Below are 19318 nucleotides of genomic sequence, written 5' to 3'. Positions count from 1 at the left end.
GCTTTTTTGTGCCTGCGAATTATGTATTGAGGCTGTTCATTGCAGCAAAGACCCGGCAAGCTCGGTCCAACTCCAATTCATGGAATGTTCGGGAGCAGTCGGATGGTGCAGTTGTGTTCAATCGAGCAAGCAGTTGACGACGTACTGGCGCGGTTGCCGGCGCATATCCACATGGGCATGCCCTTGGGCCTGGGCAAGCCCAATTTGTTCGTCAACGCGCTGTACCGGCGCATCGCCAAGTTGCCGGAGCGGGCGCTGACTATCTACACCGCGTTGAGCCTGGGTCGCCCGACGATGGGGGATGGCTTGCAGAAACGCTTTCTCGAACCCTTTATCGAACGGGTGTTTGGCGACTACCCCGAACTAGACTTTCTCGCCGACCTGCACAAGGGCAGCCTGCCGAAGAATATCCGTGTGCAGCAATTCTTCATGCAGCCTGGCAGCCTGCTCCACAGCGCCGCGGCGCAGCAGGATTACGTCAGCAGCAACTACAGCCATGCGGCGCGCGACATCAATGCCGCCGGCCTGAACCTGGTGGCGCAACTGGTTGCCAGTAGCAGCGAGCATCCCGACCGCCTGAGCCTGAGCTGCAACCCGGATATCACCCTCGACCTGATGCCCATGATCGCCAAGCGCCGCGCGACCGGGGAGACCATCCTGGTCGTTGGCCAGGTCCATAGCGACTTGCCCTACATGCCCGGTGATGCCGAGCTGGGCATGGATGAGTTCGACTACCTGCTGGATGAAAAAGACAGCACCACGTTGTTCTCCACGCCGAATATGCCGGTGGGCTTTCAGGACCATTTTATCGGCCTGCATGCCAGTACCCTGGTGCGTGATGGCGGTACGTTGCAGATTGGTATCGGCTCCATGGGCGATGCGCTGACCGCTGCCTTGCTGGCGCGCCAGGCCGACAACGAGGCCTATCGCCTGTTGCTCACCGACCTGGATGTGTACCAGTGGGCGCCGTTGATCAGCCGCGAAGGCGGCGTTGAGCCGTTTGCCCGTGGCCTTTACGGTTGCAGCGAGATGTTCGTCAACGGCCTGCTGGTATTGGCCGATGCCGGGATTGTGCGGCGCAAGGTCTACCCGGATGTGGCGACCCAGATGCAGGCCAACGCGGGCACCCTGGACGACGCGGCGCAACCCGACGGCGTGTCGATCCATGGCGGTTTCTTCCTGGGGCCGCGCAGTTTTTACCAGCGCCTGCAGGAAATGACCCACGCCAAGCGCCAGGCATTCAACATGACCCGTATCAGCTACATCAACGAGCTGTACGGCCAGGAAGAACTCAAGCGCTTGCAGCGCCTGGATGCGCGGTTTATCAACAGCGCCATCATGGTCACCTTGCTCGGCGCGGGCGTGGCCGATCAGTTGGAAGACGGTCGCGTGCTCAGTGGCGTGGGCGGGCAATACAATTTCGTGGCCCAGGGGCATGCGCTGGAAGGTGCGCGCTCAATCCTGATTTTGCGCAGCTGGCGTGAGTCGGCGGGGGAGGTCAGTTCCAATATCGTCTGGGAGTACGGCCACTGCACCATTCCCCGGCACCTGCGGGATATTGTCATTACAGAATACGGCATTGCCGACTTGCGCGGTCAGACGGATGCCAAGGTGATCGAAGCGCTGCTGAACATCGCCGACTCCAGATTCCAGCACGACTTGATTGAACAAGCGCAAAAGGCCGGCAAACTGCCCAAGGATTTCCAGTTGGATCCGCGTTTTGCCGACAACACGCCAGAGCGGCTTCAGGCGATTCAGGCCAGGCATCGTCGCCTGTTCCCGGAATACCCCCTGGGCAGCGACTTCACGGATGAAGAGCGGGATTTGTTACGAGCGCTGAACTGGCTCAAGAGCAAATTCAAGCTCACGGAAATTCTGGAGTTGGGCAAGGCGGCACTCGACGCGCCGGAGCCGGAGGCCTTTCCCAAGCATTTGCAGCGCATGCGCTTGGATAAGCCGGAGGGCATCAAGGAAGACCTGTATCAACGATTGCTGCTTGCCGGCCTGCAGGCCACCGCCCACTGACAGCCCAACGCAAAACCCCATGTGGGAGCTGGCTTGCCTGCGATGAGGGCCTTTCAGTCGACATCTCTGTCGACTGACACTCCGCTATCGCAGGCAAGCCAGCTCCCACATAGTGATTACTCGATAAAGGTCACGACACCACCGGCCAGCGACTTCACCCGCGCCAGCGACTCAACCCGATAACCTTGGGCGTCCAGCTCCGCCCGCCCACCTTGGAACGACTTCTCGATCACAATGCCCAAACCGGCGACGGTCGCGCCGGCCTGCTTGATGATCGAGATCAGCGCCTGGGACGCCTTGCCGTTGGCCAAAAAGTCATCGATCACCAGCACGCGGTCGCTGCTGGTCAGGTGGCGCGGGGAGATCGCCACGGTGCTTTCGGTTTTCTTGGTGAAGGAATACACCGTGGCCGACAGCAGGTTTTCCGTGAGGGTCAAGGATTGCTGCTTGCGGGCGAAGATCACCGGCACGCCCAGGTTCAGCCCGGTCATGATGGCCGGTGCAATGCCCGAGGCTTCGATGGTGACGATCTTGGTGATGCCCGAATCCTTGAACAGTGCGGCGAATTCGTCGCCGATCAGTTTCATCAGCGCCGGGTCGATCTGGTGGTTCAAAAAGGCGTCAACCTTGAGGACCTGATCGGAAAGCACGATGCCTTCTTCGCGAATTTTCTTGTGCAGTGCTTCCACGGAAAGCTTCCTCTAATGGCGCGTTGTGCGCCGAAAGTAGATTAAAAAGTAGTCGATTCTAGCGCTTTAGCATCGCGCGTATATCCGCCAAGGCGGTGTTGCCGCGAACGGCCTTCACCTCGGTGGGCGTGTCGTCATTGCCTTCCCAGGCCAGGTCGTCCGGCGGCAGTTCATCCAGGAACCGGCTGGGGGCACAGTCGATGATTTCACCGTATTGCTTGCGCTTGGCGGCAAAGGTGAAGGCCAGGGTCTGACGTGCGCGGGTAATACCCACATAGGCCAGGCGGCGTTCTTCCTCGATGGTGTCGGCTTCGATGCTGGAGCGGTGCGGGAGGATTTCCTCTTCCATGCCCATGATGAACACGTAGGGAAATTCCAGGCCCTTGGACGCATGCAAGGTCATCATCTGCACGCCTTCGGCACCGTCTTCCTCTTCTTGCTGGCGCTCGAGCATGTCGCGCAACACCAGCTTGCCGATGGCGTCCTCGACGGTCATCTCGCCGTCTTCGTCTTTTTCCAGGGTGTTCTTCAACGCCTCGATCAGGAACCAGACGTTGCCCATGCGGTAATCCGCGGCCTTGTCGCTGGAACTGTTGGTGCGCAGCCAGTTTTCATAGTCGATGTCCATGACCATGCTGCGCAGGGCGCTGATCGGGTCTTCGCCGGCGCACTGCTCGCGCACCTTGTCCATGAAGCGCTTGAAGCGTGACAGGCGATCAGTGAAGCGCGTGTCCAGGTGTTCGCCCAGGCCGATTTCGTCGGTGGCGGCGTACATCGAGATCTTGCGTTCGGTGGCGTAGTTACCGAGCTTTTCCAGGGTCGTCGAGCCGATTTCCCGGCGTGGCACGTTGATCACGCGCAGGAAGGCGTTGTCGTCGTCCGGGTTCACGATCAGCCGGAAGTAGGCCATTAGGTCTTTGACTTCCTGGCGTCCGAAAAAGCTGTTGCCGCCCGACAGGCGATACGGCACCTGGTGATGCTGCAGCTTCAGCTCGATCAGTTTGGCCTGGTAGTTGCCGCGATACAGGATCGCAAAGTCGCTGTAGGGCCGGTCGGTGCGCAAGTGCAGGCTGAGGATTTCCACGGCCACGCGTTCGGCTTCGGCGTCTTCGTTGCGGCAGCGGATCACTCGGATCTCGTCGCCATGGCCCATCTCGCTCCACAGTTGTTTTTCAAACTCGTGGGGGTTGTTGGAGATCAGCACGTTGGCGCAGCGCAGGATGCGGCTGGTGGAGCGGTAGTTCTGCTCCAGCATCACCACTTTCAAGGAGGGGTAGTCTTCCTTGAGCAGCATCAGGTTTTCCGGGCGGGCGCCGCGCCAGGCGTAGATCGACTGGTCGTCGTCGCCTACCACGGTGAACTGGTTGCGCGTGCCGATCAGCAACTTCACCAGCAGGTATTGGCTGGCGTTGGTGTCCTGGTATTCGTCCACCAGCAGGTAGCGCACCTTGTTTTGCCACTTCTCCAGGATGTCCTTGTGCTCTTGGAATAGCTTGACCGGTAGCAGGATCAGGTCGTCGAAGTCCACCGCGTTGAACGCCTTGAGCGTGCGCTGGTAGTGGGTGTAGACGATGGCGGCGGTCTGTTCCTTGGGGTTGCGCGCGGCTTCCAGGGCTTCGGCGGGCAGGATCAGGTCGTTTTTCCAGGCGCCGATCATGTTCTTGATCTCGTCGACGCCGTCGTCGCCCGCGTATTCCTTCTGCATGATGTCGGTCATCAAGGCCTTGACGTCGGTCTCGTCGAAGATCGAGAAGCCCGGCTTGTAGCCCAGCCGCACATGCTCCTTGCGGATGATGTTCAGGCCCAGGTTGTGGAAGGTACACACGGTAAGGCCACGGCCTTCGCCACCCTTGAGCAGGGTGCCGACCCGCTCTTTCATTTCCCGCGCCGCCTTGTTGGTGAAAGTCATGGCGACGATGTACTGGGCGCGGATGCCGCAGTTCTGGATCAAGTGCGCGATCTTGCGGGTGATCACGCTGGTCTTGCCGGAGCCTGCACCGGCGAGCACCAATAGAGGGCCGCCGACGTAGTTCACGGCTTCTTGCTGCCGGGGATTGAGTCGGGACATACGGAATTTTAGGAGTCGTTGTTCAAAAGGGCGGGCATTTTAACAGGCTGGAAAGATTCTGCTGCCATAGAACGACGGTGTGACGTACCACTCGATCTAAATTTGCCGGTTTTGCTACTTTGCCGCAGGATGTGGAGGAATAGCCGAGACGATTATTTACAGTCTGCGTATTTGATAACACCTATCATTTGTCATCCTTTGTCATTGTCAGGCCGCACGTCATAATGGCACCGCTAATGAAATTTTGCAGAGTCTAGGGAGTTAGCGTGTCTACGCCTGTCGAACCCTTGCGTTTGCTGCTGCTGGCCGATGAGCCCGAGTGGGCAGCGTTGTTGCGCGAGTGCCTGGCGCCGATGGGCGAAGGGGCTGTGCTGATCAGTGCGCCCAACTGGGACTCGGTGAGCCGCCTGTTCGATGACGACCAGGGTGCTGTGTTATTGACCACGCCCAGCCTGCAGCCCGGCCCGGGCCGGTGCAGTTTGCCGTGTGTATTGCTGCTGGAGCAGGAGCCCCTGGTGTCGCCGCTGGGTGTCAGCGATTGGTTGGTGCTGGATGCATTGGATGCCGACACATTGCGCCGCTGCCTGCGCCATGTGCGCGAGCGCGGCGTGCTGGAGAACACCTTGCAGCGCCTGGCCGAGCAGGACCCGCTCACCGGTATTGCCAACCGCCAGGGCTTCCAGACCTTGCTGGCCGCGCGCTTGGCAGAAAACGACGGCCGTGGCCTGGCCCTCGGTCACCTGGACCTGGACAACTTTCGTCACGCCAACGATGCCCTCGGCCATCAGGCGGGCGACCGGTTGATCCTGCAAGTGGTGTCGCGGCTCAAGAGCCAGCTCGAAGCCGGAGACCAACTGGCGCGCCTGGGCAGCGATGAGTTTGCCTTGTTGATCGATACCCGCCGGGCGCCCCAGCGCGCCGAATGGATGGCCGAGCGCATCACCGAAGTGATGGCCGAACCCTATTGGGTGGATGGCGAAAGCCTGTTGATCGGTTGCAGCCTGGGCATGGCTCATGCTCGAGCCCGCGCTGGCGCCGACCCGTTGATGTGGCATGCCCATATCGCCATGCAACAGGCCAAAAGCACCCAGGGCTGCACCTTCCATATCTTCAATGAACGCATCAACCGCAACGCCCGCAGCCTGGCCGACCTGGAAAGCGAACTGCGCCGGGCCTTGCGCCGCGATGAGTTGGAGCTGCATTACCAGCCGCGCCTGGACCTGGACGACGGCCATATCGTTGGCCTCGAAGCCCTGGTGCGCTGGCGCCACGGCGAGCGCGGCTTGTTGCCGCCCAGCGAATTCGTGCCGCTGGCCGAACAGAGTGGCCTGATCGTGCCATTGGGCTACTGGGTGATCTCCCGAGCCCTGCGCGACATGCAAGACCTGCGCGAACGCGGCCTGCCGCCGCTGCACATGGCGGTCAACCTGTCGTTTCGCCAGTTTCAGGACAGCCAGTTGCTGTCCACCCTCAGCCGCCTGATTGCCGAGCGCGGCGTGGAAGCGCAATGGCTGGAATTTGAACTGACCGAAACCGCCGTGATGCGCCGCAGCGACCTGGTCAAACAGACCATGGATGCCCTTGGCCGGTTGGGTGTGCGGTTTTCCCTGGATGACTTCGGCACCGGTTTTTCATCGTTTGTGCACCTCAACAGCCTGCCGATTGCCTTGTTGAAGATCGACAAGAGTTTTGTCGGCGGCATGGAAGAGCGCGAAGAAAACCGCAAGCTGGTGCACGCCATGATCAACCTGGCCCACAACCTCAACCTGGAAGTGGTCGCCGAAGGCGTGGAAACCCCTGAGCAACTTGAGCTTTTGCGCTTGTTTGGGTGCGACCAGGTCCAGGGTTACCTGATCAGCAAGCCGTTGCCGTTGCCGGAGCTGGTGGAATACCTGATGTTCGGGCAAAGCCAGCAGGCGCTGTTGGGTTAAGCCTTTAAAGTGGTTCAAATGTGGGAGCTGGCTTGCCTGCGATAGCGGTCGTTCAGCTAATAATGATTAGCCTGACACACCGCTATCGCAGGCAAGCCAGCTCCCACATGAACCGCGTGCACTCGCTAGTCAGGCAGTGCCGCTCGGAGTCCGACATCAGCATCCGGCTCCTGCCGAATCATCCGCTTCATCTTCGCCTCAAACGCCCAGGTCAGGCTCACCGCCGCACACGCCAGGCCTAGTGCCAGGCCCCACCAGACGCCGGTTGGCCCCCAGCCCAGGGTGAACGCCATCAACCAGGCCGACGGTGCACCAATCAGCCAATAGCAACCCAGCCCCACCAGGAAGGTGGTCTTGGCGTCCTTCAAGCCACGGATACAACCCATGGCGATGGTCTGCACGCCATCGAACAATTCGAACCAGGCAGCGACGGCCAGCAGGCTCACTGCCAGCACGATAACGTCATGGAATGCCGGGTCGTCATGGTCGAGGAACAGTCCTATCAGCGGGTCGGAGAACAGCCACAGCACCGCCGCAAACCCCAACATCACCATGGCGCCGAATCCTATGCCGACCCGCCCGGCCATGCGCGCCATCAGCAACTGCCCGGCGCCGTAATGCTGGCCGATGCGCATGGTCACCGCGTAGGACATCCCCGCCGGCACCATGAAGGCCACCGACACAATCTGCAGGGCGATCTGGTGCGCCGCCAACTGCGTGCTGCCCATGGTACCCATGCACAACGCCGCAAAGGCAAACAGCCCGACCTCTACCGCATAGGTGCCGCCAATCGGCAGGCCCAGGCGCCACAGCTCGCGCAGGTAGTGGGTATTCAGGCGCAGCAGGCCGGTGCCCAGCGGGTAGGCGGCGTAGGCGCGGTTGCTGCGGATGTACCACATCAATGCCAACGCCATGCCATTGGCGACGATGGCGGTCACCAGGCCGATGCCCATCAGGCCCAGTTTCGGTAGGCCGAACATGCCTTCGATCAACGCATGGTTGAGTAGGTAGTTGACCACGGTACCGCACAGGCTGATCACCATCACCGGAGTGGCCTTGCCGATGGCGCTGGTAAAGCCGCGCAGGGCCATGAAGCTCAGGTAGCCGGGCAGGGCAAAGGGCAGGATCGTCAGGAATTGCCCGGCTGCTTGCACGTTGGTTTCGGTCTGGCCGAACATCAGCAGTACCGGCTTCAAGTTCCATAACAGCAACGCCGCCGCCAGCGCCATCAACCACGCCAGCCACAGCCCGGCCTGGGTCAGGCGGGTGGCGCCGTCGATATCGCCCGCGCCATGGCGAATGGCGACCAAGGTGCCCACGGCTGCGATCACGCCGATGCAGAAAATCGCCACGAACGAATAGCTCGCCGCGCCCAGGCCGCCGCCCGCCAAGGCCTCGGGGCTCAGGCGCGCCATCATCAGGGTGTCGGTCAGCACCATCAGCATGTGCGCCAACTGTGAGGCAATCAACGGCCCCGATAGCCGCAGAATGGCCCAGAGTTCGGTACGTGCCGGATGTTGCATGATCATCACACTCGAATGGTCAGGAAGGTGGGGAAGGGTTGATTCTCGGCGCATTCAGCGCATTGCACAAAAGGATAAAAGCGATCATTGGCATGATTAAAACTCATGCATGAGTGATTCTGGTAGGGTTTCCAGATTGCGCAGTCGGAGCTTTCAGCATGTCTCGTCGTCTTCCTCCTCTTTATGCCTTGCGGGCATTTGAAGCCGCCTCCCGCCACCACTCGTTTACCCGCGCGGCTGAGGAATTGTCGATTACCCAAAGTGCGATCAGCCGGCATATCCGTACGCTCGAAGATTATTTCGCCTGCCGATTGTTCCAGCGCAGCGGTCGCACGTTGCAGCTCACGGAAGCGGCGCGTTTGTTGCTGCCTGGCGTACGGGAGGGCTTCGCTGCCCTGGAGCGTGCTTGCCATACCTTGAATGCCGAAGATGACATCCTGCGTATGAAGGCGCCGTCCACCTTGACCATGCGCTGGCTGCTGGCGCGGCTGAGTCGCTTCCGGGCCCTGCAGCCAGGCAATGAGGTGCAGCTCACCAGTGCGTGGATGAGCATCGATGAAGTGGACTTTAACCAAGAACCGTTCGACTGCGCGGTGTTGCTCAGCAACGGGCACTTTCCGGCGGACTGGGAGGCCAGTTATCTGTTTGCGGAAATGCTCATCCCGGTGGGAGCGCCCAATCTGCTGGACGACGGTCCCTGGGACGTGACGCGGTTGGCAACCGCCGAACTGCTGCACCCGACCCCGGACCGCCGCGACTGGCGTTACTGGCTGCAGCGCATGGGGCTGTCGTCTCAGGTTTCACTCAAGGGTGGGCAGGTGTTCGACACGCTTGAGCTGGGCATGATTGCCGCCGCCCGAGGCTATGGCGTGTCCATGGGTGATTTGCTGATGGTGGCCGAAGACGTGGCACAGGGGCGCTTGAGCCTGCCGTGGCCTACGGCGGTCGCCAGTGGGGAAAGCTACTACCTGGTGTGGCCGAAAACCCGCCCGGGTGGGGAACGTTTGCGACGGCTGGCGGAATTTCTTCAAGGTGAAGTCAAGGCGATGGAATTGCCCCAGGTTGAACGCCTCGATTGAGTGGCGGCGAGTTGTTAGTGCAATCGTTTGCGGGATACCCCTGTGATTCGCTCAAGTATTGCCAAATGCCGCCGAAGAAGGGGGTTGGAACCATCGTGCATCATCGTTTCCCACTAGATAATTTGCCGAGCAGCGCTATGAGATCAGGATGATCCTGGCCTCGGCCAGGAGCTGTCATGTCTCAACCCCGTGCCCGGATTGCCTCCCAGTTAGGCCTCGCACTCGCCGTGATTCTCGCTGTCGTGATCAGCGGCAGTACGGTCTTTGCCTTGCGTACCCTCGACTCCGCCAACCTCGCCACCCGCGAGGAACACCTGGCCAGCGAGGCGCGTTTGCTCGCCGACCAACTCAACACCTTCCACAGCACCTTGCGCGAAAGCACTCAGCGTTTGAGCGGGCTGTTTGAAAAGCGCTTCGGCGCAGGCTTGAGTGTGCGTGCGGACCAGCCCGTGGCCGTGGCCGGCGTGCAGACGCCGAGCCTCTATCTGGGCAACGAGGTGCTGAACAACAACTTCGAAGAAGTGGATGAGTTCAAGCAGATGTCCGGCGGCGTGGCCACGGTGTTCGTGCGCAGCGGCGACGACTTTATCCGCGTCAGCACCTCCCTGACCAAGCAGGATGGCAATCGCGCCATTGGCACCGTACTTGACCGTCAGGGCGCGGCCTACCAGCGCGTTGTGAGTGGCCAGACCTACATCGGCCGTGCCGTGTTGTTTGACCGCTCCTACATGACCCAATACAGCCCCGTGCGTGACAGCAGTGGCCAGGTCATTGCCGTGCTGTTCATCGGTTTCGATTACACCGATGCCCAGAACGCCCAGTTTGAAAACCTCAAGCGCTTCCGCATTGGCCAGACCGGCTCCCTCGCGCTGCTCGATGAGCAAAAGCACTGGCTGGTGCCGCCAGCTGGCGTGCAAGCGCCGGATCAGGCGATTGCGGTGATGCTCGACCTGGCGAAAAAGCCGGGTGCAGGCCGTTTCTGGAGCGACAAGAGCGAAGATTTCTATAGTGTCTCGGTGCCGTTCGAAGGCGGCCCTTGGGCGGTGATAGCGAGCATGCCCAAGGCTGAGATTCGCGCCGTGACCTGGGAAGTCGGCATCCGCCTGGTGATCGGCAGCGTGCTGGCGATGTTGCTGGCAGTGGGCGCCACGGTGTGGCTGTTGCGCAGCAAGCTGGCGCCATTGAGCGAACTGGTGCGCCAGGCCCAGGCGCTGGGCGCGGGGGATTTGAGTGCGCGCCTCAACGTGTCCAGCCATGACGAAATCGGCCAGTTGGCGCGCAGTTTCAACCAGATGGGCGAAGCGCTGTCGACCATGGTGTCGCATATCCGTACTGCCGCCGAACAGGTCAACAGCCGCGCCCAGGCGTTGTCGGGCTTGTCTGGTGGTGCCTACGAAGGCATGGAGCAACAGTCCGGCGAGATCACCAGCATGGCCGGTGCGGTGGAAGAGTTCAGTGCTACCTCGCTGAACATTGCCGACAACATGGGCAACACCGAGCGCCTGGCTCAAGAGAATGCCCAGCAAACCCGTATCGGCCGTACCTCGATGCAAGAGGCTTCATCGTCCCTGGAACATATCGCCACTGCGCTGAACAGCACCGCGGCAGTGATCAACACCCTGGGCCAGCGTTCCCAGGAAATCGGCGGGATCGTCGGCGTGATTACCGCCATCGCTGAACAGACCAACCTGCTGGCGCTCAACGCCGCCATCGAAGCCGCCCGTGCCGGTGAGCAAGGCCGTGGTTTCGCCGTGGTCGCTGATGAGGTGCGCAACCTGGCTTCGCGTACCCGCCAGGCCACCGATGAAATCTCCGGCATGATCCAGAGCATCCAGCAGGAAACCGGCAACGCCATCAGCACCATGGAGCATGGCAATGCGCTGATGCAGGAAGGCCTGTCGCGCAACGCCGACGTGGCCTCGGCCCTGGCGCGTATCGACGAGCAGAGTCGCTCGGCCGGCCAGCAGTTTGCTGCGATCACAACCGCCACCCAAGAGCAGAGCAGCACCGCGACTTTGCTCAGCGCCAACCTTCAGAGCATTGCCCTGGCCAACAGCGAGCAGCGTGAAGTGGTGTCGAACCTGGCGGTTACCGCCAAGGAACTGGAGACCTTGGCAGCAGGCTTGCGCCATGAGGTGGATCGGTTTCGCTGACGCACCACCAATCAAATGGTGGGAGCGGACTTGCTCGCGAATGCGGTAAATCAGTAGCAAATGGGTGACTGACACTCCGCATTCGCGAGCAAGCCCGCTCCCACATTGATATTGCGTAAGGCTCAAGTCACGGATGTGGGGCGGTACTGCAGGGCCTCCTTCAGATGGTCACGGGTGATGGCGTCCATCTGGTCCAGGTCCGCCAAGGTGCGCGCCACCTTCAGCAGCCGATGGGCCGCCCGCAGTGACAGTGTCAGTCGCTCGCAGGCGGTCTCCAGCCAACCCTCGTCGACCTTTGGCAGCTTGCAGTGCTGGCGCAGCCCCGGCAGGTCCAGAAAAGCATTGGCACACCCCTGGCGTCGCTGCTGACGCTCGCGTGCTTGCGCTACCCGCACCGAGGCATCGGCCGTGGTATCGCCCGCCTGTTGGGTGGGGCTCAGGGCAGTGGCCTCCCGCGCGACAGTCAGGTGCAAATCAATCCGGTCCAGCAACGGCCCGGAGAGCTTGTTGCGATAGCGCTGAATCTGCTCCGGTGTACACCGGCAACGCCCGCTGGGCTCGCCCATGTAGCCGCAAGGGCAGGGGTTCATCGCCGCGACCAGTTGAAAGCGCGCCGGGAAACTCACACGGTCACGGGCGCGGGAGATCACGATATGCCCAGATTCCAATGGCTCACGCAGCACCTCCAGCACCTTGCGATCGAACTCTGGCAGCTCATCCAGGAACAACACCCCGTGATGGGCCAGGGTGATTTCCCCCGGTTGTGGCTTTGAGCCGCTGTAGGTTTTGTTAATTAATGCGACTGAAGTACTCCGAAAGCCCCGCCTCGCGGACTTACATTATGGAATTAAGTGCGACTGGCTTTGGAAATAGATGCGACTGCGTCTAGTATCGCTGGCAATAAGTGCGGCTATCCTAAGAAGGATTTTTAGCCGTTACGGACGCGATCTGAAAATGCACCCCATTCCTCAAAACATGTTTGATATCTACGGTCTGGCTTTGCCTTGGGGCTTAAGCTTCGTTGATTCGTTGCCAATTGCTGGCTGGAGGACGGCGGATGCAGCTTCGTGGGGAATCGTGACTTTCAATGAACAGGAAAATACGTTCGGCTGCATCGCCATGCGTCAACGAGTCGACTTTGTTTGGACGTTGACCTTGGAGGCTATCGGGCTGGCGAGCTTCGACTTAGCCAAGCAACAATTAGCGACTCAGTTGATCGACGGCAATCCGCGTGAGCCTGTACCGCGAAACTCAGGGAAGCGGCCAAACCTCTATAAAGCTGGCAAAAGAAAACCAAGCAATCTGTTTGAGCAACTCAAGACTAAAAGACGAGCGATGGCCGCTTGGATGATCGGATATTTGTACTACGCGCTTCCTCAACCGGATCTCAATTGGGTGCCAGATTTCCAAGGAGAAAATCTTCATACCCGTCTCTGGGAGCTTCATCTATTTGCGTGTTTTCGTGAGCAAGGCATGCATGTAGCTCAGGATCACCCTTCGCCAGACTACTATGTGTCTAACCGTAAGGGGGCATCCGCATGGATTGAGGCTGTCACTACAAATCCTGAAGTGCGGTATGACCATGCCACCGCCATTGCTGACCCTCCGCCCGGAGATGTGATTGAGAAGATTCTGGGGGCAGCGGCAGTAAGATATGCCAAAACAATCCGAAACAAGCTTGACCGTCGATACCACGAGATGTCGCATGTAGTTGGCAAACCTTTTGCGCTCGCTCTCGCCGATTTTTATGCTCAAGGTTCAATGACCTGGAGCAGGCCTGCCTTGGTTGCTTACCTCTTCGGCTTTTACGCAGTGACACATGAAGTCGATGGGCAGCAGGAGGCCAAACGGGTTAATGTAGAACGACTATTAGGACCGGAGAGTATCCCAGCAGGGCTTTTCAAGTTCCCCGAGAATTCGGGTCTTTCTGCGGTGATATTCAGCAATGGATGCAGCATTCAGAAATTTGGACGTGTGATGGTTTCCATCACGGGTAATGGCAACGGCTATAGACACACTCGCGTTGGAATCATCTTTGATCGTATGCCAGGTGCGTTGCAGGGCTTCGACTTCTGCCTTGATGTGTCGAGTGAGGAGTATCGAGATCTTTGGCCGCAAGGTTATGAACCTTGGTCAGCGGAGCTCGAGGTTTTTCATAATCCCTTGGCCTCCCACCCATTTCCCAAGGGGCTTTTACGAGAAGCGACCCATTGGATTGATAACGGGCATGAGATCATCTGCGAGGCTTTTTATGAGACACAGATACTGCAGTCGAGAACGATTGTTCAACCGATATCTGATCCTCCCATTTCTCCACACGATGTGTTCGATTTAGCGAATTCAGGCATTTCTCAGCTAAAAAATTAGCCGTAATTTCCAAAAGTATGCTTCGACCCTAAGCGAATATTTTTACTGAGGATATTAAGGCTTGACCCTACAAAAGCATCGGTCGATTGCGGCTCGTACCAAGTGCAGAAAAGGGCCCGCACAATTCATAAAGTAGTGGCAGTAAGGAGTTAGATAGCGCCTATAACTGCCTCAGTCGCATGATTGAATTTGTGATGGCTTGAGCATTCATGTCCAGCGTTTCCATCGCCCCGATTGCGTTCAAGGCGACATTCCCTTCACCATTCTCAGAGAGCCACTTTGTCACCTCTTCAATAGCCGCACCAATGGCGTGCTGGTTGTGCAGGAGCAAAGTGAGAGCATCAGCTGCGGCAATGTTGGCTTCAGAGCTATCTGGCATGGGAATCGTCATCAAGTAAGTTGTGTGGCAAGACTAGCTGAATTTTCCAGAGGTTAGAGCTCTCCGATTGGTACTGGAAGCTGCGAGCATTCTCGCCCGTTGAGCTTGGGCTGAAGTCATAAACCACAACCTTGAGTGCCGAAAGCGAGGCGGCGCAATTAGCCCAGAACTACGATCGGGGGGTATTCTTCTCGTAATTGATCCAAAGCTTAAAGAGGGCGCCCCAGGGGACGCGTTGGGCAAGTGGCAGCACGAGCCCTCGGTTTCCTGAACTTCAAGAAGCACTTTTTTGCCATGAATGATGAGCCAGGGAAACCTGGCCGCTGGGCTGATGGATCGGACGCAGTTAGGGCCGCTCTGAACGAGAGCTGAGTGAATGATCGTGGGGAATCTAAATGATCCAGGAGGGGAAAGCCCCATTGACATAGTGATTATGGTTTGACTATTGTTCGTCCGCGCCTAGGCGTGAACCACAGGATGGCTACAGGGATCTTCGGATCGCATCCCACTTCTGATGAGCGTCAGATGGCCCAGTGCCAGGTAACAGTGTCCTGCCCCGTCGAACGCATGCAATCGACGGCTGAGAATCCCGCCTAGAGCGGGATTCGCCGTTTCTGGGCCCTCACTTTTGCAGCTTCGGTCGATTCCGCACTTCCAAAGGGCATTGACCTTGGACTTTCTTTACGCATCCAACGCGACCTTGTTGACGCTGAAACCCTTTTGCTTAACCTGAGTATCCGGTAAGCCCACGCCGGTGCGTGCGAAACTTCCGGAAAATCGTAGCGGAGTCCAGATGGGCCGACCGTGCGGGCGCTCGTTCGAGCACTATTCGCACGTATCATTTATAGGGTAGTGTCCCGGCGTAAAGGGAAAACACATGGAGTGAAAACTTGCCAATACCTAAGGAATATCATGGCCGCGAACAGGCATACGTCAAACACACGATTCTGAAGACCTACCTTCAGTGCTTGTTCATGATCATCGGGCGCAAGGAAACCGTCATCAATTACGTTGACTGCTTCGCGGGTCCTTGGGCAGAGGAGTCGGATGATTTAAAAGACACCTCTATCGGTATTTCGCTTCGTCAGATGATGGAGTGTGCCGAGACGCTGAAATCCAAGTTTAGCGCCAATGTAAAATTTCGCGCGCTTTACATCGAGAAGGACAAAAAAGCTTTCGGAAAGCTCGAAGCGTTCCTCGCTGGGAACAAGCAGGCCTCTGTAGAAGCCTCCTGCATTCAAGGTGACTACACCAGCAAGATCGATGACATCGTTCAGTGGGCGTCAGGCAATTTTACGTTTTTCTTTATTGATCCCAAGGGTTGGAAAACTGTAATCAGCGCGCCAGTTCTGGCCCCGCTCTTGGCACTGAATAAAGTCGAGTTCCTCATTAACTTGATGTACGACTTCTTCAACCGCGCTATGTCGATGAAGCCGCATCAAGCAGATGTTGAAGAACTTTTAGGAAGGCCGGTTGTTTTAACTGGAAATGAAACCTCATCCGAACGGCAGTCGCTGGTAATTTCTCAGTATCGCGAGGTCATCGGGGACTTGTATGGTGGAAAGACAGCATATGTATCAGTTGAGCGCCCGGGCATGGAGCGGGTGCTTTATTTTTTGGTATATCTGACCAGGCATCCTCTGGGCATTATCAAGTTCAAACAAGCTGCCGAAGAAATGGAGATGGCTCAGCGCGTCAGCCACTTTGAGTCGAAGGTTCGAGCACAAATCAGCAAATCTCCCATCGGCGATTTGTTCGGCTCGGACCAAACTCTACAGCCTGTTGAAAAACTCAAAGACAATCGACTGGCAGCAAAAGAGTTTCTTCTGGCGAGACTGTCAAAAAAACCTCTGCTGATAGATTACGATTGCTGGTCAGAATTTCTCGTGCAGACTGATTATTATCCGACCGATCTTCAGCTGGCCTTTAAGGAATTGGCAAAAGAAGGCCGAATCCTAAATCTTGATGCAGATATTGCCAGGCGGAGAAAATTTCCGGTTAAGCCCGATTGGCCGCGAAAAAGTGAGCGCTGGATCCTCAATGACTGACCAGTGAGGGAATATATAGCGATATTTAGGAAACACTTGATATGATAATTGAAGGCATGTCAGTCGAAAAAAATCACGCCATTCTTGCGTTTTTTTAAATCGAGCTATGTTTGGGCTACGATTTTCACTGAATATATGAATCGAAAAGATAATATGGGGTGAAGTCAGAAACGCTGAGTGATGTCAATTTGACATATCTCGCGGCATCTTACTAATATCGCGCACGAAAGGAGCGACAGTGCAATGAGTACCCAAACAAGCATTGAGTGGACCGAGATGACTTGGAACCCGGTGGTGGGTTGCACCAAGGTCTCACCGGGCTGCAAACATTGCTACGCCGAGAACATGGCTCACCGCCTGCAGGCGATGGGCACACCTGGCTACGAGAATGGCTTTCGGTTGAGCCTGCGTCCAGAAAAGCTTCAAGAGCCTCTTCTGCGCAAGAAGCCGACGATTTACTTCGTTAACTCCATGTCTGACCTCTTCCACGAGCAGGTGCCTGATGCTTATATCGATCAGGTCTTCGATGTGATCCAGCGTGCCTCTCAGCATACGTTTCAGATCCTGACCAAACGAGCTGAGCGCCTGGCTGAGTATTTCAGCACGCGAGAAACGCCGACCAATGCCTGGTTAGGTGTTTCGGTAGAGGACAAGGCCTACGGGGTGCCGCGTATTGATTGTCTGCGTAAGATTGATGCCACCATCCGCTTTCTGTCAGCGGAGCCTTTATTGGAAGACTTGGGCGAGATTGACCTGACGGATATTCATTGGGTGATTGTCGGGGGTGAATCAGGTTCGAAGGCGCGCCCAATGCAGCAGGAATGGGTCGACAACATCCACCGTCAATGCGATGCCTTCGGTTCTGCTTTCTTCTTCAAGCAGTGGGGTGGCTGGGGCGCTGACGGAGTAAAACGATCCAAGAAAGCCAATGGCCGCTTATTGAACGGTCAGACTTGGGATGAAATTCCCTTGCTAAACCTAGCCTGAGCTAAAAGGATTTCGCGTGGCCAAGGACGAAAAATATAAATGGGATTTGTCGACTGGTATCTATCCGAACATAGATCCTCATAGCAAAATAAAACATCAGATTATTCATGACTATATCCGTTCGTACATCACGGTGGTCATGAGTAATCAAATGATTCCGCGCATTGGCATTAATATCGTCGATGGCTTTTGCGGTGGAGGCGTCTATAAAGATGATTGGGGTCGTCGTGACCACTACGGCTCACCCATTATCGCGCTAGAGGCGGTTCAAGAAACTGTCGCTGAGATAAATATTCAGAGAAACATGCCGCGGGAAGTATTGGCGCAGTATTTTTTCATAGATATCAAAAAGGCCAATATTGATTACTTGAAGGCCGTGCTTGCCACCAAAGGGCATGGCCATCGCTTGGATAAAGATATTTACGCTCTTCGCGCGAGATTTACGAATGCGCTTCCGAGCGTTATTAAAAAAATAAAGGAATTCAAGTTTTCCGAGCGCTCATTGTTTTTGCTCGATCAATACGCCTACAAAGATGTACCTTTCTCTAGCATACGAACTATTTTCAATAGTTTGACGAATGCTGAAGTTTTGTTGACTTTCAATGTTGATAGCCTGATCGACTACCTCTCCGAGCGGGATGAAAACAAGAAGGCATTACAAAATATCGATTTGGAGAAGTATATTCCTTGGGAAAAGCTGCGATCTTTTAAAGCCACCATGCGTCACGAGTGGCAGCATTTGATTCAGCGGTTTCTTGCAGAGGGGATCTTGAAAGAAAGCGGTGCTGATTTCATGACCGTTTTCTTTATTACTCCTGGTGGGCCGAATCCGCGAGCCTATTGGTTTATCCATTTGGCGAAGAGCTACCGCGCCAACGCGGTGATGAAAGAAATTCATTGGAGATATGGCAACAACTTTTCCCACTCCATGACGCCGTCACTTTTTGTGGGCTATGACACTAATAAAGATATCCAGATTACGGATCAACATGCGTTCGGATTTGGAGATGAGCATAATTTTTGTGGTGTTACGAGCAAACGCATTGAAGTGGAGCTCTCTGAAGTGCTGCCAAGGAAGATCTACGATCAACCGCAATTGTCCTTCGAACAGATGATGATGGGTATGGCCAACCACACGATGGCGGATGAGGCCATCGTAAAACAGTCCTTGCACGGTCCGATCATGAATGGCGACATTGAGGTCTTTGATAAGAACAGTCGAACGAAGCGACGCAAGGGCAGCAGCATAAAATCAAGTGACATCATTATTCCCTCTCAGCAGCGGACCATGTTTTTTACTCGCTGACGCTCCTACGCCGCAGGCCTCCTAGAATTTCGGGTCAAGCGTGCCTTCTTGGGGCGGCGAAATCTCTCGTTCGCGCAACGCTTCGCCCCCTGAACGGGGCCGAATTGCCGACATTTTTGGCCTACACTCAAAGCATGATTCCTGGAATTCGGTTAACCAGGTGAACATCATGCAGACCCACCGTATTCCCGTCGTCGCCCACCAGCAGACTCGGCCAATTGCGCCGACGAGACGCAGCCTTTCCGGCACCTATCCGCTGCGTAATGGCGATGGCATTCCCTATGAGTCCTTGCTTGAGCGTGATTTCCTTGCGCGAATGACATTTTCCAGCCAGGTGTGTGACGTTATCGCGCAGCCGGTTCAAATCCCTTTTCACGGTGACGGCGCGCGCACCCATACCTACACGCCTGATTTCCTCATCAACTATCATCTGGGTGACTGTCAGTTTGGTAACTACCCGGTGCCTTTACTGGTCGAGGTCAAACCTCGCGACCTCTGGGTTAAAAACTGGCGCAAATGGCTGCCGAAATGGAAAGCCGCCTGGCGATATGCGCGGGAACAAGGATGGGCGTTCCACATTTACGACGAGTCCCGAATTCGTGACACGGGCTTTGCCAACATTCAGTTCCTCGACCGCCCCCTCTGGCAGGATAGTTGTCACCCTCCAGTTTTCCCCAGATAGGCGGTAAAGGACACCGATGTGGCCCGTTATTCCCATGAGCGAAAAGAAGCCGTGCTGAGCAAGTTGTTGCCGCCTTACAAC

The 19318-nt window shown here is 57.0% G+C and carries 14 protein-coding genes and 1 pseudogene; 10 read left to right on the top strand and 5 right to left on the bottom strand.

Going from position 1 to position 19318, the window contains the following annotated elements; genetic code table 11:
- Positions 1–102: 102 nt before the first annotated feature.
- Complete coding sequence (locus tag TX24_RS14445) at positions 103–2025, top strand: acetyl-CoA hydrolase/transferase C-terminal domain-containing protein (RefSeq protein ID WP_057710569.1); 1923 nt, start codon at positions 103–105, stop codon at positions 2023–2025.
- A 116-nt stretch (positions 2026–2141) separates the two neighbouring features.
- Here the strand turns inward: TX24_RS14445 and TX24_RS14440 are convergent, their stop codons facing one another.
- Positions 2142–2714, bottom strand: a complete 573-nt coding sequence (locus TX24_RS14440) for a xanthine phosphoribosyltransferase (RefSeq protein WP_003195447.1) — start codon at positions 2712–2714, stop codon at positions 2142–2144.
- A 58-nt stretch (positions 2715–2772) separates the two neighbouring features.
- The gene (rep, locus tag TX24_RS14435) at positions 2773–4782 is read right to left on the bottom strand and encodes a DNA helicase Rep (RefSeq protein WP_003195444.1); all 2010 of its coding nucleotides are present in this window, start codon (positions 4780–4782) and stop codon (positions 2773–2775) included.
- 266 nt (positions 4783–5048) lie between these two features.
- Here rep and TX24_RS14430 point away from each other — a divergent pair, with 266 nt between their 5' ends.
- On the top strand, positions 5049–6713 hold the full coding sequence (locus TX24_RS14430; protein ID WP_003195443.1) for a putative bifunctional diguanylate cyclase/phosphodiesterase: 1665 nt from the start codon (positions 5049–5051) through the stop codon (positions 6711–6713).
- Between the two features lie 125 nt (positions 6714–6838).
- Here TX24_RS14430 and TX24_RS14425 read toward each other — a convergent pair whose 3' ends face one another.
- Complete coding sequence (locus TX24_RS14425) at positions 6839–8242, bottom strand: NorM family multidrug efflux MATE transporter (RefSeq protein ID WP_003195441.1); 1404 nt, start codon at positions 8240–8242, stop codon at positions 6839–6841.
- A 152-nt stretch (positions 8243–8394) separates the two neighbouring features.
- Here TX24_RS14425 and TX24_RS14420 point away from each other — a divergent pair, with 152 nt between their 5' ends.
- The 3 genes and pseudogenes from TX24_RS14420 to TX24_RS33045 all read left to right on the top strand — a co-directional run bounded on the left by TX24_RS14420 (position 8395) and on the right by TX24_RS33045 (position 11468).
- Complete coding sequence (locus TX24_RS14420; protein WP_003195439.1) at positions 8395–9315, top strand: LysR substrate-binding domain-containing protein; 921 nt, start codon at positions 8395–8397, stop codon at positions 9313–9315.
- Between the two features lie 176 nt (positions 9316–9491).
- Positions 9492–10565 (top strand): annotated as a pseudogene (locus tag TX24_RS33050) (Cache 3/Cache 2 fusion domain-containing protein); the annotation flags it as partial.
- Between the two features lie 42 nt (positions 10566–10607).
- The gene (locus TX24_RS33045) at positions 10608–11468 is read left to right on the top strand and encodes a methyl-accepting chemotaxis protein (RefSeq protein ID WP_437180736.1); all 861 of its coding nucleotides are present in this window, start codon (positions 10608–10610) and stop codon (positions 11466–11468) included.
- 122 nt (positions 11469–11590) lie between these two features.
- On the opposite strand, the gene TX24_RS14410 is transcribed toward TX24_RS33045, so the two are convergent.
- Positions 11591–12262, bottom strand: a complete 672-nt coding sequence (locus TX24_RS14410) for an ATP-binding protein (protein WP_276326772.1) — start codon at positions 12260–12262, stop codon at positions 11591–11593.
- A gap of 79 nt (positions 12263–12341) precedes the next feature.
- Here TX24_RS14410 and TX24_RS14405 point away from each other — a divergent pair, with 79 nt between their 5' ends.
- Positions 12342–13835, top strand: coding sequence for a hypothetical protein (locus TX24_RS14405; RefSeq protein ID WP_186354311.1), 1494 nt, complete (start codon positions 12342–12344; stop codon positions 13833–13835).
- 160 nt (positions 13836–13995) lie between these two features.
- Here the strand turns inward: TX24_RS14405 and TX24_RS14400 are convergent, their stop codons facing one another.
- Positions 13996–14214 (bottom strand): hypothetical protein, encoded by a 219-nt coding sequence (locus TX24_RS14400; protein ID WP_057710661.1) that lies wholly within the window; start codon positions 14212–14214, stop codon positions 13996–13998.
- A gap of 890 nt (positions 14215–15104) precedes the next feature.
- On the opposite strand from TX24_RS14400, the gene tcmP reads away from it, so the two are divergent.
- The 4 genes from tcmP (at position 15105) to TX24_RS30850 (ending at position 19237) form a co-directional block, all read left to right on the top strand.
- Complete coding sequence (tcmP, locus tag TX24_RS14395; protein ID WP_057710567.1) at positions 15105–16262, top strand: three-Cys-motif partner protein TcmP; 1158 nt, start codon at positions 15105–15107, stop codon at positions 16260–16262.
- 243 nt (positions 16263–16505) lie between these two features.
- On the top strand, positions 16506–17249 hold the full coding sequence (locus TX24_RS14390) for a phage Gp37/Gp68 family protein (protein ID WP_057710566.1): 744 nt from the start codon (positions 16506–16508) through the stop codon (positions 17247–17249).
- Positions 17250–17265: 16 nt separating this feature from the next.
- Positions 17266–18555 carry a three-Cys-motif partner protein TcmP gene (locus TX24_RS14385; RefSeq protein WP_057710565.1) on the top strand — a complete coding sequence of 430 codons (1290 nt, stop codon included), beginning with the start codon at positions 17266–17268 and terminating at the stop codon, positions 18553–18555.
- A 169-nt stretch (positions 18556–18724) separates the two neighbouring features.
- Positions 18725–19237: a TnsA endonuclease N-terminal domain-containing protein gene (locus TX24_RS30850; protein WP_082628807.1), complete on the top strand. Its 513-nt coding sequence runs from the start codon at positions 18725–18727 to the stop codon at positions 19235–19237.
- Positions 19238–19318 lie beyond the last annotated feature (81 nt).

The organism is Pseudomonas lactis (assembly GCF_001439845.1).
Taxonomy (GTDB): domain Bacteria; phylum Pseudomonadota; class Gammaproteobacteria; order Pseudomonadales; family Pseudomonadaceae; genus Aquipseudomonas; species Aquipseudomonas lactis.
Note: the sequence above shows the minus strand (reverse complement) of the source record. Positions and strands in the feature narration are given on the sequence as shown.